General features: G+C 38.3%; 13 protein-coding genes and 2 pseudogenes. 3 read left to right on the forward strand and 12 right to left on the reverse strand.

What is annotated here, in order from left to right; all coding sequences use genetic code 11:
• The first annotated feature begins 15 nt into the window (after positions 1-15).
• Positions 16-1,140, forward strand: coding sequence for a DUF58 domain-containing protein (locus MRY82_06380; protein MCI5072550.1), 1,125 nt, complete (start codon positions 16-18; stop codon positions 1,138-1,140).
• Positions 1,137-3,284 (forward strand): DUF3488 and transglutaminase-like domain-containing protein, encoded by a 2,148-nt coding sequence (locus MRY82_06385; protein MCI5072551.1) that lies wholly within the window; start codon positions 1,137-1,139, stop codon positions 3,282-3,284. The genes MRY82_06380 and MRY82_06385 overlap by 4 nt, the downstream gene beginning before the upstream one ends.
• 726 nt (positions 3,285-4,010) lie before the next feature.
• Here MRY82_06385 and MRY82_06390 read toward each other — a convergent pair.
• Both MRY82_06390 and MRY82_06395 read right to left on the reverse strand, forming a co-directional pair.
• Positions 4,011-4,124, reverse strand: a pseudogene (locus MRY82_06390) (prepilin-type N-terminal cleavage/methylation domain-containing protein).
• Between the two features lie 8 nt (positions 4,125-4,132).
• Complete coding sequence (locus MRY82_06395) at positions 4,133-4,471, reverse strand: hypothetical protein (GenBank protein MCI5072552.1); 339 nt, start codon at positions 4,469-4,471, stop codon at positions 4,133-4,135.
• Positions 4,472-4,587: 116 nt separating this feature from the next.
• Here MRY82_06395 and MRY82_06400 point away from each other — a divergent pair, with 116 nt between their 5' ends.
• Positions 4,588-5,430, forward strand: a complete 843-nt coding sequence (locus MRY82_06400; GenBank protein MCI5072553.1) for an isopenicillin N synthase family oxygenase — start codon at positions 4,588-4,590, stop codon at positions 5,428-5,430.
• A gap of 21 nt (positions 5,431-5,451) precedes the next feature.
• On the opposite strand, the gene MRY82_06405 is transcribed toward MRY82_06400, so the two are convergent.
• The 10 genes and pseudogenes from MRY82_06405 to MRY82_06450 all read right to left on the reverse strand — a co-directional run bounded on the left by MRY82_06405 (position 5,452) and on the right by MRY82_06450 (position 17,776).
• Positions 5,452-6,891, reverse strand: a complete 1,440-nt coding sequence (locus MRY82_06405) for a glycosyltransferase (GenBank protein ID MCI5072554.1) — start codon at positions 6,889-6,891, stop codon at positions 5,452-5,454.
• Complete coding sequence (locus MRY82_06410) at positions 6,892-7,986, reverse strand: hypothetical protein (GenBank protein ID MCI5072555.1); 1,095 nt, start codon at positions 7,984-7,986, stop codon at positions 6,892-6,894.
• Complete coding sequence (locus MRY82_06415) at positions 7,986-9,125, reverse strand: YaiO family outer membrane beta-barrel protein (GenBank protein ID MCI5072556.1); 1,140 nt, start codon at positions 9,123-9,125, stop codon at positions 7,986-7,988. The genes MRY82_06410 and MRY82_06415 overlap by 1 nt, the downstream gene beginning before the upstream one ends.
• Positions 9,122-9,526 (reverse strand): response regulator transcription factor, encoded by a 405-nt coding sequence (locus MRY82_06420; protein MCI5072557.1) that lies wholly within the window; start codon positions 9,524-9,526, stop codon positions 9,122-9,124. Before MRY82_06420 ends, MRY82_06415 begins: the two co-directional genes overlap by 4 nt.
• Positions 9,527-9,592: 66 nt before the next feature.
• Positions 9,593-10,318, reverse strand: a pseudogene (locus tag MRY82_06425) (response regulator).
• Positions 10,319-10,322: 4 nt separating this feature from the next.
• On the reverse strand, positions 10,323-10,703 hold the full coding sequence (locus MRY82_06430; protein ID MCI5072558.1) for a response regulator: 381 nt from the start codon (positions 10,701-10,703) through the stop codon (positions 10,323-10,325).
• Positions 10,704-10,709: 6 nt separating this feature from the next.
• The gene (locus MRY82_06435; GenBank protein MCI5072559.1) at positions 10,710-14,147 is read right to left on the reverse strand and encodes a CHASE domain-containing protein; all 3,438 of its coding nucleotides are present in this window, start codon (positions 14,145-14,147) and stop codon (positions 10,710-10,712) included.
• A 148-nt stretch (positions 14,148-14,295) separates the two neighbouring features.
• Entirely contained in the window at positions 14,296-14,742 is a 447-nt protein-coding gene (locus MRY82_06440) for a DUF2214 family protein (protein MCI5072560.1), read from the reverse strand.
• A gap of 113 nt (positions 14,743-14,855) precedes the next feature.
• On the reverse strand, positions 14,856-15,869 hold the full coding sequence (locus MRY82_06445) for a 2-oxoacid:ferredoxin oxidoreductase subunit beta (GenBank protein ID MCI5072561.1): 1,014 nt from the start codon (positions 15,867-15,869) through the stop codon (positions 14,856-14,858).
• A gap of 50 nt (positions 15,870-15,919) precedes the next feature.
• Positions 15,920-17,776 carry a 2-oxoacid:acceptor oxidoreductase subunit alpha gene (locus MRY82_06450; protein MCI5072562.1) on the reverse strand — a complete coding sequence of 619 codons (1,857 nt, stop codon included), beginning with the start codon at positions 17,774-17,776 and terminating at the stop codon, positions 15,920-15,922.
• Positions 17,777-17,989: the final 213 nt, after the last annotated feature.

Below are 17,989 nucleotides of genomic sequence, written 5' to 3' on the forward strand. Positions count from 1 at the left end.
AAAAATGCATGTTGAATGTTTAAACGAAAGATAAAAGCCAAGTCTCAACCGAAGTATCCTAAGTTTAAAATAAAACTGACTTTCTTAGGCTATACTTTTATTGCAACCTGTGTGGGAGTAGGCATTGCCAGCATGAATACAGGCAATAATTTACTGTATTTAACCTTTTCTATGATGCTCAGCTTTATTGTTCTTTCTGGTGTTTTATCCAACACCACACTTTACAATGTAAAATTGGTTTTTTTAAATCAGCCTAGATTTTTTGCCCAAGAAACTTCCAATGCCCCAGTGGCTTTAATCAACCAAAAATCACGTTTTTCTTCTTATGCCGTAAACTTGGCGCCTATTGCCAGTGCCCATAATTTAGACTTTGAAAATGTAGATCTCCATGATGCACAAAAATCTTTTGTTTTGAAAATTCTACCCAAAGCTCAAGTACAAAGTTACGCTAATTTTGCTTTTAGCAAGAGAGGCTTTTGTCAATTTCCTGATTTTAATCTAGAAACGTATTTTCCTTTTGGCCTGCTAAAAAAATACATCCAAATAGAAACCGATGCCTCGGTTTTGGTTTTTCCTAAAAAACTTGAAAGCCAACAACTGATTCACTTTAATCAAAACCTTATTGGCACCTTGGTTAGCCAAAGAAAAAATGTTTCTGGAAATCCATCAGGTTTAAGAGAGTATGTTCAAGGCGATCATTATAAAAATATTCATTGGAAGTCTTCAGCCAAAACCTTATCTTTGCGGGTTAAAGAGTTTGAAACTGAAGAAAGCAAAGATGTGGGCATCCATCTGATTTTGCAAAAAAATCAGGCCCACTCCAGTGACAAAAACCATCAACTGGTTGAGCATGCACTGTCTTATGTATGCAGTTTACTTTTAGAGCTTAAGAAAAATAATATTTCTTGCTTTGTAAAAATCAACAACCAAAATAAAATGCGCTCAAGCCATGGTATTGATGCCATTTTAAAATCTCTAGCGCTCTATGATCATGAACAAGACTCCGTAGAAAATTTTAACTTCAGTCAACTCAAAGCCAAACAAACCTCAATTGTTGTGAGTAACCTTAACAAACTGGTTTTTTCTAGTTTTGAAAACTTACACATCATTGCCGCCGATACCCTTGGAGCTTTATCATGAGGTTTTCAAGTTACTTACACCTGTTTTCTTGCGCCTTGGTGGCGATTGGTTTTTCTTCTATTGCTTTAAGCGGTGCTTATGTTATCTACGCCGGCATAGGTTTATTGGTGACTTTGATTTATATCAAGTCTCATCGCTTCATTGACACTCGGCTCAAAATCCCCACTCTGTTGGTCAACATCAGCATTATTTCTTTACTGTTATTCAGCTTGTACGATATTTTCTTTATGTCATTTGATATTGTGGGGAACGCCATTCGCTTTGTCATTGTTTTACAAATCATTAAGCTTCTTTCCAGTAAGACCAGCAGAGACTGGCTACAAATTTATGCTTTAAGTTTTTTACAACTGCTTTCTTCCACTGTTCTTTCAGAAAGCATCACCTTTGCCATTCCTTTTTTCATTTATTTGTTTTTTGCTACTTGGACTTTGACTTTGTTTAACCTTAAAACACAAATTGAAAACCTGAATCAAGAAGAAGATAAAGAAGACAGTAAAACTTTGCGACATTTGTTAAATTCTAAAGATGTCGTGCGCAAACGTTTTTTTGTTTCTACTGCCGCTTTGTGCTCAGGTATTTTAATCTTTACCTTTATTGTCTTCTTTTCTATTCCACGGGTTTCTTTTAAAAACTTTTTGCGTCGCGCGGCCAAGCCGAAAGATATTGCCGGCTTTTCTAAGGAAGTTGATTTAGGAACCTTAGGCAATATTCAAGGCAGTTCAGAAATAGCCTTTAGGGTAGAAATACACAACAAGAAACTCACTAAAAAAGAACTGGCCTTGACCTACTGGCGAGCCAACAGTGCCGATCAATTTGATGGCAAAACTTGGCGTTCTTCACGCAACAAGTTCAAAGTGGTGCGCATGAATTTGGACAATACTGAAGTTTTTTCCAATCGCCGGCCCCCCAGTAAAAATCCGGACTACATGAAATACACTGTGAGTCTGGAATCTCTAGACACCCCTTTATTGTTTTTAGCCGATCACTTTGTTGAAGCCTCTTGGGACCGATCTTTTCTTGAACGTTTTTTACGCAGAACCTTTATGATCCGTTATTACCCTGAATCGGATAGTTATGAAATGCATACCAGTGCTCGATATCAATCAGATCTTCAGTATACGGCTGTGTCTTCGGTCAACATGCCCAGCATCACGCGTTTACAAGATAATTTTAACCAAGACTATCCAGAAGACATTAAAAAACTTTACTTGCAGCTGCCTGAATTATCAGAAGAGTTGACCAATTATTTAGACAGCATTGCTTACCCCAACGTTTCTCCTTTTATCAAAGCTTTCATGGCTCAAGAGTACTTAAAAAAGGAGTATCGCTATACCCTTAATATTCAAGATGCTGGTACAAAAAATCCTCTGGATAATTTCTTTTTAAATACCAAAGCCGGTCACTGTGAATACTTTTCTACTGCCATGATTGTTATGCTTAGATACATTGGCATTCCTGCCCGACAAGTGATGGGCTTTAGAGGTGGAGAATACAACCCCTATGGTAACTATGTTTCTGTCCGTCAATCCGACGCACATTCCTGGGTAGAGGTTTATTTGCCTGATTTTGGTTGGTTACGTTTTGACCCCACGCCTGCAAACACATCGTTTAAGTTGCCAGACAACTTTATCAAACCTTTACTGCAATTTTCTGACTACTTAAAATTACGTTGGCATCGATATATTGTTGATTATAACCTTAAACAGCAACTCTCTGGACTCAAATCTTTATCAGAAAAATTTAGCCAGGCCTTTGCTATCTTCAAACAAAAGCAAAAACAAGATCAAACAATACAAAACAATACCAAAGACAATTCAGGACAAGTCTTTAATCCAATAATATTTTTATTCATCTTTATAGCCTTATTAGCCCTGCTCTTGCTTGCTTTAATCATATCAAGACTGCGTCAACAGTCTTCTCCCTATACCTTGCTGTTAAAAAAGCTTAAAAAAATGGGTTTTAAAAAGTACCCCAGTGAAACGGTGGATGAGTTTAAGTTGCGGGTTTTAGAAAAACACCCAGAGCTGCAACAGCCTTTAACTCAAGTTAACGACTATTACATCAACCATCGCTTTGGTAAGAAAGATTTCTCATTGGCGAACTGGCATTTTCTGATTAAGAACATTAAAAAAGGCAAGCGTTAATAGCGTAATGCAACCTCATTCAAAATCTAAAAAACAGATTAAGTCTTATCAGTAAGAAGAACCGGAATAATAGCTGTTTTGATCGTAAGGCTCTTCGTTTTGCATAACAAGCCCCGGCATAACTCTAGGGTCACCTTCTGCATCGACATAAATTCCTCTTCCCATAATAGTATAATACGGAAAGCGCTGAAACATCTGATAGGTTCCATTAATATAATTACCATCAAGGGAGACACCGTCCAGATCAGCAACGCCATAAACCATGAAGGCATTTTGAGCTTCTGCTCCGGTTTCCTGAGCAACTTCAGGGCTTCTACCAGCAAAATATAAGAAATATCCGGGCTCTTGGTAAAGGCCATAGCTGTGATTGCCACCAAGAATTGTTGCAACAGGCTGATCTAAACCCAAGAGCCATGGATTATAAAGATAAGTAATTGGAGTCCTTGCCAAAGGATGCGAGGCACAATAGCCATTTGCATTCGGCACTGCGTGAAACCTATCCGGGTTTGTGCCAAAAAAGCTGCGTGTCATTGATTTTATGCCTTTTGGCGGGCTCCCTGAGTACTGAGATGTGCCATCTTGTCCGTCAAAATGATACATGCTTACTTCACTAAAACGAGTGTAAAATTCGCAGACCTGGCCGCTTTGCATAACATAAGCTGGATTTGATGCAAATGCTATTTCTGCATCAACAATTTTACGCAGCATAATTTGACCTTCAGCTATTTTAGATTTCATTATGTATTTTCGGTAAGCGTTAATGGCCACTGCCGCAAGTATACTGCCAATGGCAACCACAATCATAATCTCAAGTAAAGTAAAGCCTCTTAGTTTTTTCATCTTATCCTCTAATTTTTTTTCTTATTGGACTTGGTCCAAAAGTCTTCTTTTTTGATCACTCTGTTTTTATAGGTAAAGGTGTAGCTTTGACAAGAAAAGACATGGTCTTTATTGTTGTTGTCCAAACATTGGCCTTCATATGCAATGGAAGACCCTAAACTTACGCGTTTCAAAGTTAACTTCCTGCAATTCTTTGATAAAATAAACGCTTGCGCACCCCCGGAACAGTTGAACATGCCTTCTTCTTCATTGATGATGGTATCATTGGCTTGGGCACTGGCTATAAAAATCAAGCAGAACAGTAAAAACCCTATCTTGATACTCAATATTTTATCGCTAAACTTCACAAGTTCAAACTACGTGGATCACAACAAACATGCAAATTTGAAAAAAATATTAATAAAATAAATAGTACAATAAATTGCTTGAGCTGCTGCAAATTGGCGTGCTATGAACAAAAACCATGTACGTTAAAAAAGTATCTTTAAAAAACTCAAATGCTCAACATCAACTCTTAGAGTCTTTTAAAGACACCGGTTTTGCTGTTTTGGTGGATCATCCTATTGATGCAAAACTGATTGAACAGACCTATGCTGTCTGGAAAGAGTTTTTTGATAGCCCTGCTAAACAAGATTACTTATTTAACCCTGAACTTCAAGATGGTTACTTTCCCTTAAATTCAGAGAGTGCCAAAGGCCAAGATCTTCCTGATCTTAAAGAATTTTTTCATTACTACCCTCATCTACGCCTGCCCCAAAGCTGTAAGGCGCCAACCCAAGCCTTGCACCAACAACTGATTGAACTGGCCCACACTCTGCTTGGTTGGTTGGATGAGGTTTTACCACAAGACATTACGCAAAACTTCAGCCAAAGTTTATCCAGCATGGCACGCGATAGCCAGCAAACCCTCATGCGCCCAATCCATTACCCACCTATTCAAAAGAATGATTTATCTAAAAAAGGCGCCATTAGAGCTGCTGCTCATGAAGATATTAATCTTATCACTTTACTGCCAGCAGCCTCAGCGCCTGGATTGCAGGTAAAGGATACCAAGGGTCAATGGCATGATGTCAGTTGTGACCCAGGCATGATTGCTGTTAATGTGGGTGACATGCTGCAAGAGTCTACTGGTGGCTATTTGCCTTCAACCACGCATCAAGTGATCAATCCAGAGCAAGAAGCCATGCAGTCTTCACGTTACTCTATCCCTTTATTTGTTCATGCCAAACCTGAAGTGGTTTTGTCTAAACGCTACACCGCAAAAAGCTACTTGGATGAGCGGCTTAGAGAAATTGGTTTAAAGTAAACTCACTCTTACTACGCTGAACTAATTCTTGGTGCCCACACGGGTCATATTACCCCAAACTTGCTTCTTGGTGATGAAGCGCCACCATCCTCGGATGCGCCATATATTGTTGAACTGCCGATAACCAAAATTTTCAATGACGGCAATAAAACCCAAAGTCATCAAGCCTCTGACATGTGAAAAGCGTTTTAAGGACAATTCCTCTAAAATGAGAGACATGACACTGATATAAACACCAAACAAAAAAAACACGGCCACAAAAGCTTTGAGCATTGAGTAGTCAATCAGACCCATGAAAAAAAAGTAGGGGAACAAAAGCATTCCAATCAGCTCAAAAATGGGACCCATCACGTCAATGATAAAGTTAATGGGCAACGCCACCATACCAACTCGACCATATTTTGGGTTAAACAACAAATGCTTGTATTTAAAAAATACTTCAATGCCGCCTTGCTGCCAACGAATCCGCTGACTTTTAAGTACACTATAATGCTCAGGCACTTCCGTCCAACAAATAGGCTCGGGGACAAACTTGATTTGATAATCTATTTTATTTTTTCTACAGTGCGTGTGGATTTTCATCACCAACTCATAATCTTCCCCAATGGTTTTTGCATCAAAACCTCCCACGTCAATCACAATGTCACGCCTAAATACAGAAAAGGCACCTGAAACCAAAGTCAATATGCCTATTCTGCTCCAAGCCAAGCGTCCCATCAAGAAAGCTCGCATGTACTCAACCACTTGAAACAAAGCAAGAAGGTTTTTAGATAATTTAACTTGAGTGATTTGACCTTTATCAACCTCACATCCGTTGAGTACTCGCACTGATCCACCGGTAGCCATTGTAATCTCCGGCTGTTCAATAAAAGGTTGGACTGCATTGATCAGAGCCGAAGGCTCCAAAATTGAATCTGCATCCAAGGTGCAAAACAGTGGGGTTTTGCATACATCAATGCCAGCATTAAGCGCATCAGAACGCCCTCCATTTTCTTTATCTACCACAACTAGATTGGGGTAACTATCAGAAGTATAAATGCCACGTACCGGCTTATGTTTTAAACTTTGTTCAAAATAATACGGTGTTTTTTGTAGGTTAAATTTTTCTTGTAAAATTTGCAGTGTATCATCTTTTGAGCCATCGTTAACAACAATTACTTTAAAAGAGGGGTATTGCATAAGCAATGCTGCTTTCGCAGTTTCTTCAATGGTTATCCCCTCATTGTAAGCGGGAATGACGATACTCATTGGTAAAACCAGATCCGTTTGCAATAACCAAGGTGTAGTTTTTTCTCTAAAGCGGCGTCTGACTTTCAACAATTCAAGAGCTGCTAAGGGAATCTGTAACGCATAGGTTAAGTTTTGAAACAAGCCTACCATCAAAATAAAAACTGATACGATAATGGCCACATCTTTAATCCAGGCTTGGCTGAAAAATTGATAGATACTTTCGTGCATCATTTAGACTTCGCTTACCATTAAAAATGCTTTGGCTCTTTGTCCACTGAGTGAAGAAGATTGCGATACTTTTTCAAGTAAAATTTTACCTGCGCTACCCATTTGTATGATATTTTGTATCGCTTTATTGCTGACCAACCAATTGTCATCTTGCAGTAAAATATAAAAAACATCTGTGGCTTCTGGCATAGACACATAAGCACAATCGGCTACAAGTTGCCGAACATGTACATAGTTATCTTGCGCACCAAAATACAAAACATCCTTTCTCAATTTTTTTTTAGATAAGGCGAGCATATGAAACGCCTTAGCCCTAATATATTTGTCACTGTTATTATAATAAGCCAAACCAAGCTCTAAAAGCCTATCGCTATCAATAACATCTTCCACCGCAATCATTGCCGCTATTTTCATGTTACGCTTACTTTCCTGATTTTGGATGAACTGTACAATTTGATCTGAAAAATCTTTGGCAAAATCTTTCAAGACATGACTGGCCATCAAATAGGGGACCTTTTTTTTAATCAATGTCGCAAGTACCTGTTCAAAGGCTTTAAAACTATTAAACTTGGCCAGAGCTTTCATGGCAATAAAATAAATTTGTGGTTTAGCATGCTGCATGCTCTGACATAAAATTGCAAACACCTTTTCATTTTTCCAGTTGGATAACAATTCAAGCGCCACTTGCGATTGCTCTATATTACTATTTTTATGTTGCTTACAACACCACTGATAAAGACCAATTGCTTCAAAAAGCTGTAAAATTTTTTGCCGTTGCTCGCCTTTGAAGTTTTGTAAAAAGTGCTCCCCAACTTGGGCTAAATAGAAATAATCTTTTTTAGATTGAAGCAGTTGTGACTTTGGGTTTTTAAGCCCTTTCATTAAATATATTTGTAAAACTTTTTCTATGGTCTTACAGCGTGCTAAAGCTTTTTGCTTGGCTCGGTCATGAAAAAATCGAACTGCCACCAAACAAAAAAATGCTACGGTTGAAACGCAGGCAAGAATAAGACTAATTTTAACGGTATAACTGTAAAAAAGCTCGGTGTTGGAATAAAATGAGATAATATCAAATTTATTTTTTAGGGTTTCGTACATCAAAAGTTTTTTCTCACATACATGCTAATGACATCACGCAAAAACGAGTTCTTTCTGTTTTCATGGCTGTAGCTGGCAATTAAATCATAATTGGATTTCAGCTTATAACGTCCACCACAGAAAAATGCAGAGGTATCAATCACAACAGCATTATCCGTCTCAGGTGCAAAAGAAACTCCAGCAAAAAGATGCCATGTATTGTTGGGGCTAAACCAGTTGACTCTAGATCCTATGCCATAAAGAAGGTGATCTCTGTTTTCATCCACAATTAAAATAGACTGCGCTTGAACATCAAAGCCCCGTTGCAATAAAATTTTTGTGCCCGGCTTAATCACTCCTATTTTTAAATTTTCATACTGATCGTACTGACCATTTAAAGTTAGTCTCAAACCTGATATTGGCTTATTTTTTTTATAAAAAATTTTAAAATCGAAATTGCTTCTTAGTCTGGTTCTGGGTAAAAATACTGTTGAAAAGCCTTTGCTAAGAGTTAAGTCAAGGGCATGATCTTGTGGACTCACATAAAGCAAGCCCAAGCCATAGTGTTGCTGACTATTATCAAACCGTGTGTAGTTTTGAACATGACCGTGCAGGTTGATATTGTCTCTTATCCAGGTACCGGCAAAGAGTTCTTGCATTTTCCAATCGGGTTGACCGGAACGAGAAATTATACTGTATTGATATCCTAAACCTATATAACTCAAGGGCTTTTTTGTATTTTTAGCCTCAAGCTCTACTTTTTCAATAGATTTTATTTTTTTTTCTAAAGCTAAAGAAGTGGCGTTACCAGGCTCTAGACTCAAAGCTTGTTGTAGATATTTTAGCGCCTTTTTTTTATTACCCAAAGCTAAATTTAAGCGTACGAGCTCTATTTTAACATATACATCACTTGGATTTAATGCTGAAGCTTTGTTTTGAGCTTGCAAAGCTTGTTCAAATTGACTTTGAGCTCTAAAACACAAGCCTAATAAATACCAAAGCTCTGTATTGCTGGTATCTTGAGCAACTAAATGTTCAAACACCTTTTGTGCTTTTGCATACTCTTTATTTTTATACAGTTTTATTCCGCTATCATAATCATCATTTTGTGCATAAGCACAAAACACAAGCACAAATAGAGCTAGAATAAGTTTCTTCATTGTTGAAGGGCTTCTTTTTTTTCTCGCTTCAAAATACCAGCAACACGTGCAGAAAGTTCATCAATATCAAAAGGTTTAACTATATAGTCATGTGCACCATGGTTCAATCCAGATACAATATTTTCCTGTTGATTTTTAGCAGATATAATAATTATAGGAATATCTGCTATACGTGGGTCTTGCTTGGCTTTTTGTAGGGTTGATATACCATCCATACCGGGCATCATTACATCAATAATGGCTAAATCTGGGCTTTTTATTTGCATGGTCATCAAGGCATCATAACCATTGTTTTCGGTGAAAACCCGATACCCCTTTTTTTTAAAATAATCTGCTGCATACTGTAAAATCAGCTCATCATCATCTGCTAAAAGTAATTGCGTTTTTTGTTGACGGACCATGTGCTTAACTTTATCAACAAGCGTATCAACATCAAAAGGTTTGGTGATATAATCATTGGCACCATTGGCAAAACCTTTAATGACCGCCTCATCATTACTTTCTCTGGTCAACATCATAATAGGGATATCTTCAAAATTTTTATTCTACTTGATGCTGGATAAAATATCAAAGCCAGACTGCCCGGGCATATTTACATCCAATAAAATTAAGTCTGGCAAACATATCTCTGGGTTTTTGATGAACTGATTGTTAACTTTGCTTAAAAACTCCAAAGCTTCTTGACCGTTTCTGCACTGAATAACATTAAAGTTATCCTCTTTAAGACCGTAAGTAAAAAAATCATTGATCAGCTCATCATCATCAACAAGCAAAACATTGTATTGATCGGTTATAATGGTTTTAATATTTGTTTTCACTTTTTTTTGATCAAGCTCATCAAACTCTTCTTCTGAATAATCCTCAATGATTTTAGTAATCATGATCACAAACTGATCCAATTGCTCTACCAACTGTTCATAGATAAGATCTATTTTTTCTCCATCAATAACTCTATCGAGCAACTGCTCTACAGTAAAAGCTTTTTCACTTAAACCGGAAAACCCGAATGTTTTTGCTGAACCAGATATCTTGTGCACTTCCGCTCTTATAATAGGTGTTAAGCTTTTTGGCTCTATGTCTTTTTCAGCAACGCTCTCATAAAACTCTACCAATATCGGCAACCAATCTCCCAACTTGTGACAAAATCTTTGTCTTACCTGCTTGAGGGCAAACTGTACTTTATCATTTTTCATGGCTTCATTGACCCTTCCAATAATCTTCAATGGTTGCGCATAAAATTTCTAAGTCAAAAGGTTTGACAATAACCCCTAATGCACCAAGTTCCATATATTTTTTCTGTTCGTGCACCTGAGCTTTAGCGGTCATAAACACAACCGGGACATTATTTAAATATCCCTTTTCTTTAAGTTTTATAAAAGCTTCCTGCCCATCCATCCCTGGCATCATGACATCCATCAAAATGAGTTGTGGCTTAAATACTGGCACCTGATCAATAGCTTCTTGTCCATTGGATACATGTAAAACCTCGTATTGACCCATTTCATCAAGAACAATGCTTGTAATTTGAGCAATGTCTTGGTCATCTTCAACATAAAGAATTTTTTTTAATTTGTTCATTGTCTGCTATCCATGAATGAGAGGCAATCGAATATAAAACTTACTGCCTTTTCCTAAAATTGTATCATAAAAAACTCTTCCCCCAAAAGCCATTATAATGGATTGAGTTATATTTAAGCCAAGACCTGTTCCACCTGCTTTTCTTTTGGATGAAGCATCCACTTGTGAAAACTTATCAAATATTTTATTGGCATAGCTTTCTGATATACCAGGACCTTTATCTGCTACACAAACCATTGCGTGATCATTTTCTCTATAAACTGTAACACGAACTACTTCTTGTTGGGGTGAGAATTTGATTGCATTGGATATCAAATTGGTTACTGCCTGTTGATAGCGCATGGGGTCAACCTTAACCCATAAATCAGGCACACTTTTATTAAACACCAACTCAATATTATGCTCTAAAGCAAAGCCCATATTATCTTCTATGGCTTTTTGGGTTGGCTCATTGATATTCAAGGTTTCAAGGGCATATTCCATTTTTCCGGCAGCAATTTTTTCCATATCCAAAAGATCATTTACTATTCTAATGAGTTTTTTTGTATTTCTGGATGACAATTCAATAAGACTAAATATTTTGTCTTCTACTTTGTTTTTAAGCTTCATTTTCATGAGACTTAATGATCCTGAAATAGCTGTTAGAGGTGTTCTTAATTCATGGTTGACCGTTGAAATAAACTCATTTTTAAGCGTATCCATTTTTTTCTTATACGTGATATCTCTAAAAATTAAACTAAACACTTTATCTTTGCTGCTTGTATACAGTGGGCTTAAAGTTGCCTCAATGGGAAAAGTGCTGCCATTCGATCGATGGGCTGTAAGCTCAAAATTACTCTTCATCAGTTGATCACTGTTTTGCACCCCCTCTATTAATTCTGATAGTTTTGGAATTATTTGATGGATTGAAAGCGGAGAATTTTCATGTTGGTTGTTCAAATCAAACATTTTTTTTCCTGCATGATTAATGCTCAATATTTTTCCTTCTGTATTGAAGGTTAAAATTGTGTCAATGGCATGATCAAATAAATTTTTAAGCTGGTTTTTTGTTTCGTTGGCCAGCTTTGCAGACTGCCCGTACAATTGTGCCAACAAATAAAACATACCCGTCAAAAGTATACTGGCAATCAAGCCAATCACCAAAACAATCACTGACAATCCTGAATCAACTTTGGCCACAAAGTTTTTTGATGGCTGCCAACGCAAAACCCAATTTCTATGCGCCAACTTGATGGTTTGTGTTTTGTTTAGATACTTAAACTGTCCATGCACACCCAACTCTTCTGTATTAGAATACAATAAGGTTTCATCACTCCTATCTGACTGATCATAAATAGAAAGACTAACTTTATCACCACTTACATCTACAATATCTGAAACAAAGTTTCTGGCCATAAACGGTGAATACACCCAACCTAAAAACCCCTTTCTACGCTCTTCTATGTTGTTGTACTTCTTTATATTTTTTCTATATAAGGGTGCTAGCAACAAAAAGCCTGCCATTTTTTTTTCATCTTGAACCAGCAAAATTTTTCCTGTCAGATGAATTTCACCTTTGTCTCTGGCCAGCTCTGCTGCAGTCCTACGATTTTTTTCAAAACCGATATCTAAGCCTACTGCTGGCAAATTAATTTCAATTGGCTCAATAAAACGAATAACAAACTTCTCCTCAAACTCTGTTCTGGGGTAAACCTTAAAATTTTTAAAATCATTCTTACTGACATCACTTTGATAAATAGCAAGCTTGTCTTTGGGAACTGAATCAATAAAACCAATTCCGTTAGAGCCTGGTAAATATTTATCAACACGTAAAGCTTGCGTATATTGACGCCATTCCTGACGGCTAACCTCTGAAGAACCCTGAATAAAACCAATCCCCCCTAGCAAAGCTTGTTCATAGAGGGCAAAACGTTTAAGGATTTGTGCTGTTTTATCTTCTACCAAAGTATCAAAATATTTTTGATTTTGATCAATAACAACTTCTCTAGTGTTTTGCCACGCCAATACCGTAACGATAAGACACACCACGCCAATAATAAATGGAGAGCTTTTCCAAAAATCAAAAAGATGATGTTCACGTTTTAAAAAATAGCTGTAGAAAGCAAATGCCAATATTAAGAAACACATACCTGTATGAATGGCCATGCGTGAAAAACTCGCCAAACCATACATGCTTTTTTGACCTAAAAAGTGAATCATCAAAGCTGTAATTGCGATAATCATTAACGAAAAAACACAGGCTAAAAATATTTTTTTTTGCCTGTTTAAGATTAATGCCAAGGTTGTTAACATAAAACTTATAGCAGTAACAGGCGACATTCTTCCTGGATCAGAAACCAAAGCCATATGCTTGGGGGCATTAAAAAAAAGATTGTCAATACTAAAGTCTGTTAGAAAAATGTATTGCAAAAAGGTCAGACAAGCAAAAACAAAAACGCTACCAGAAACAAGCAAACTTACTGTTTGCTTGTGCAGCAATAAAAGAAGAAAGCTGATCACACAAAAAACAAAAGACAAAGCTGTGTTGTATTGCATAGGTGATGAGCTTGGAAGAATAGTAATCATTGTATCTATTTTGAGCAACCATCCTATGATTGATGAAAAGGCGAGAAGCTCCACAATGAATAAAGGTGCTACAAGTGCAAGTGTTTTGTTTATTGATATTTTTTCTATTTTTTCTTCATGAAGGTAACGACTTTGAGACACCTCTTCTAAGTATAGAAAAATAAGCGCAAAATAGGCACCCAGTCTTAAAACATGCCACCACCACCAAGCCACATCCCAAACAGAAGACAACTCAAATAAAATACCGGCCATGCCAAACAAAGCACAATGTGAAACGATGGCCATTAACTGCTTTTTGTTATCTTTGTTGATCTTGATCGCAAGTCTAATTGCCGCTGTAATAAAGGCCAAACCACCCACAATGTTTAGAAGTCTGGCCAGGAATGTAAATTCTTTTTCTTCAAGCATGCTAGGAACCTGCTCGGGAAAAGCAAAAGACAGAATACCAACCATGACTGTTCCAAGGCCTAGGGCAAGATATGTCTTGTTATTAAAATTTAACTTCTGCTCAAACAAAACCCCCGCAAAAAACACTCCACCCACAAAGGTGGCCAAACTGTGCAGCCAGACAAAATTATTTCCAACATGGGCAAGCGCATGAAAGGCATCTAAAATTCCCATGGACATTAAACCACATACAATCCATGGCACACGGTAATTCGTTAAAAAGTTAAAACGATACCGATGACTCAACAATAAAGATACCGCAAACAGGGCAATAAGCGCACCTACCATTTCAAAAATAAAATGCACCTCTTCATGCGGAATAAAAACATCTTTAAAATACAAAGCAGAAACAACACTGCCCAAAACAGGTAAAACTGTGCACCAGACGACAATACTTATTATTGATTTATTTTTTATGGATAATGGCTTCATATACGAACGTCGATTAAACACCTGTCTCAAAAGGCTTTTCAATCTTATAGTTTATTCGTATAGTTTACACTAACTTTACAACCATCACCTAAATTTTTTGAAATTTTTGTATCAATAAAGCATACACCAAAATCAATTTTTAAATTACTTACAAGCCCATTCCTCTAGCTACTGCAGCTGCAATAAAAGGGATAACTGCATAGAGATGCATGCTGATCATGTGAATCATTTTAAAGCTTTTAGCTTGCATTTTTGCGCCTTCAACATACCCTTTTTTTGTCCAAGCCACAGCTTTAAACACACAAACAAGTTCAACAAAAATAAGTAAGAACACCAGGCCCAATTTACCATGAAAAATGCCTTGCTTCATGTAAAAGGCCACTGCTTTATCTGTGCCAGCAAACAAACGGTAAAAACCAGTCAGCAAAGACAAGAACAGTCCAACATGCAAAAGAATATGAATACCTTTGAGGCGCTTTAGGGCTAAATCCAAAGATATTTCTCCTGCTCGCTTAAACCATTGTGCTCGCATAATATATGCGGCAAGCGCAATGGCAAACCCGTAATAATGTAATGATGCAATAATAAAACTCATACTCAACCCTTTCTTATGTTTTTTAAGGGGAATCGCTTCCCCCTCGCAAATGAAAATCGTCGTTTTCATTTGCTCTCCCCCTGCGCATTTTTCTCTTTGCTTCTCAGTTTATTTTAATCCACCTGCCACGTCTGAGGCCCTTTAATTAACTCCTGTAAATTGCCTTCTCCTTTTTGTTTGATGACGGCATCCAACTGTTCATTGATGAGCTGGTCATAAATGGGTCGAGAATGTTGTCTTACGATACCCATGGGGACTGGAAAATTGGGAAGGTTCATTTGAGCCAACTGATGATGAATCCCTAAATTATTTATATCTGAGTTGTGAACCAAACAATCTTTTTCTGTTTTGTCTTTACCCAACTGCTCAACGGTTAACTCATTGGCGGAATTGATCATAATACCTTTATCCATATTTTTGCCAAAAACCATGGGTTTACCCGCTTCAAGGTACAAAATATTGTCGTCGCGTTTATCTTTATCCGTAATATCAGCATGCGCTCCATCATTAAAAATATTGCAGTTTTGATAAATCTCAACAAAAGACAAACCCTTGTGGGCTACGGCCGCTTCCATGGTTTGGGTCAAATGCGCCGCAAAAATATCCACGGACCGTGCCACAAAACTTCCTTCTGCTGCTAAGGCCAAAGACAGCGCAGACAAAGGCGTATCAAGAGAACCATAAGGTGTGGATTTGGTTTTTTTACCCACTTCTGAAGTTGGCGAATATTGACCTTTGGTTAAGCCATAAATTTTATTGTTGAAACATAAAACGTTCAAATTAACATTGCGCCTTAAGGCATGCAAAAAGTGATTGCCGCCAATGGACAAGGCATCGCCGTCACCGGTAATCACAAAAATAGTTAGGTCTGGCCGGGTACAGGCTAGACCTGTAGCAATGGTCAAGGCACGGCCATGAATGGTATGAAAACCATAGGTGTTCATATAGTATGGAAAGCGGCTGGAACAGCCAATGCCTGAAATAAACACAACTTTTTCTTTGGCAATACCAAGTTTTGGCAGCATGCGCTGGACGGCTGCTAAAATAGCATAATCGCCACAGCCCGGACACCATCTGACTTCCTGATCTGAGCTAAAGTCTGCTTTTGTTAACGGTTTATTTTGCATGATTCTTATGAACTCCAATTCCCTTTAGGTGCCAGCCACCTGAAGGAAAATTACACATACTCCAAAATGGCTTGTTTAACTTCACTTATTTTCAAAGGCTGGCCCTGCACCTTATGATAACCTTTAATATCCATGGCATATTGGCTGCGCAAAAGTTTTTTCAGCTGTCCGGTATTGAGCTCAACCACCAAAACCGTTTTATAGCCTTGCATGATGGGAAGCAAGTCTTTGGGTAAAGGATTAATATAACGGACATGCAGACTGCTGACTTTTTTACCTATCTTTTGCAACTCTTCTACAGCACTAATAATGGCACCTTGCGTACAGCCCCAACCCACAACCAAAACGTCTCCAGTTGCTTCACCAAAAATATCTGTCTTGGGTAAGCTGTCTGCTACGCGGTCAACTTTTTCTTGACGGATATGCGTCATAAACTCATGATTTTGTGGGTCATAGCTGACATTTCCTGAGATGTGTTCTTTTTCCAAGCCCCCAATACGATGCTCCAAGCCTTCTACTCCAGGGCTTACCCAAGGTCTGGCCAAAGTATCCTCATTGCGCATGTAGGGCTGATAATCAGCTTTATTCACTGCTTCATCAATTTCAATAGGCTTAAGGTTTTCTACAGCTGGAATAGCCCAAGGTTCAGCACCATTGGCCAAATAACCATCACTTAATAGAATCACTGGGCACATGTACTTAATGGCCAGGCGCACAGCCTCAATGGCATAGTCAAAACACTCTCCAGGACTGCCTGGTGCCACAATAATACACGGGCTCTCACCGTTCCGCCCATACATGGCTTGCAGTAAATCCGCTTGTTCTGTTTTGGTGGGCATACCTGTACTTGGACCAGCGCGTTGAACATTGACCACCACCAAAGGCAACTCGGTCATCACCGCCAAGCCAATGGCTTCACTTTTTAACGCAAGTCCTGGACCACTGGTTCCAGTAATTGCAACATGTCCGCCAAAAGCTGCGCCAATGGCCGCGCCAACAGCGGCAATTTCATCTTCTGCTTGAAAGGTCATGACATTAAAATTTTTATGCTTGGACAACTCATGCAAAATATCTGAGGCTGGCGTAATGGGATAACTGGCATAAAACGCTTTTTTCTTATCCTGCCGATTTTGGTTAAGCAGGGCAATGGCTGCAACCAAACCTTGCGCCAAAGCTTGGTTACCGGTTAACTGCCTGTAGGTTCCTACTGGCAATTGAGCTTTGGGGACTTCATAGCTTGTGGTAAACAGCTCTGCTGTTTCTCCATAGTGATATCCAGCTTTAAGCGCCTTGCTGTTGGCAAGAACGATTTGCGGTAACTTGGAAAACTTGCTTTCAATCCAATCCAGCGTCGTGTCCATTGGCCGGTTGTACAACCAGTACATCAAACCCAAGGCAAAAAAGTTTTTACTGCGATTAACTTCTTTATTGCTCAACTCAACATCTTCAAGCGCTTGCGCATTGAGTTTACTAATGGGAACTTGAATTACACGAAAATAGCTTAAGCTATCATCTTCAAGTGGGTTGTTGGCGTAGCCGGCTTTTTTTAAATTGGGCTCGGTGAAGGCATCTTCGTTGGCAATGATCAACCCACCTTTGGCCAAATCTTTAAGATGCACTTTTAAAGCCGCAGGATTCATGGCTACCAAAACATCCGGTGTATCTCCCGGCGTTTTAATATCATGGCTGGAAAAACAAATTTGAAAACCACTGACCCCTGGCAATGAACCGGCGGGGGCTCTAATTTCAGCAGGAAAATCAGGAAACGTGGCCACGTCGTTGCCCAAAACCGCTGAGGTATTGGTGAACTGCGAGCCTGTCAACTGCATACCATCACCGGAATCTCCAGCAAAACGAATGGTCACTTGATCTAAAGTTTGTTTATTTATGTTCTTTTTTTCTGTCACAAGCTGTGTTCTCTTTAACACCATTTAAAGGATTGAGCCATTTATTCGGATCAGTTTACCATATCTTCTCCGTCACCCCTAACCTAGCTGCCAGTTTGTTGCGTTAGACTTACATCAACTTATAAAAACCTTATCAAATCACTGTGGAGATTTAATGATTGGAGTCAATAAACTTTAAAATATGGTGATTGGCAAGATTTAGCGGTATAGCAT

It is taken from the genome of bacterium (assembly GCA_022763185.1).
Taxonomy (GTDB): domain Bacteria; phylum Bdellovibrionota_G; class JALEGL01; order JALEGL01; family JALEGL01; genus JALEGL01.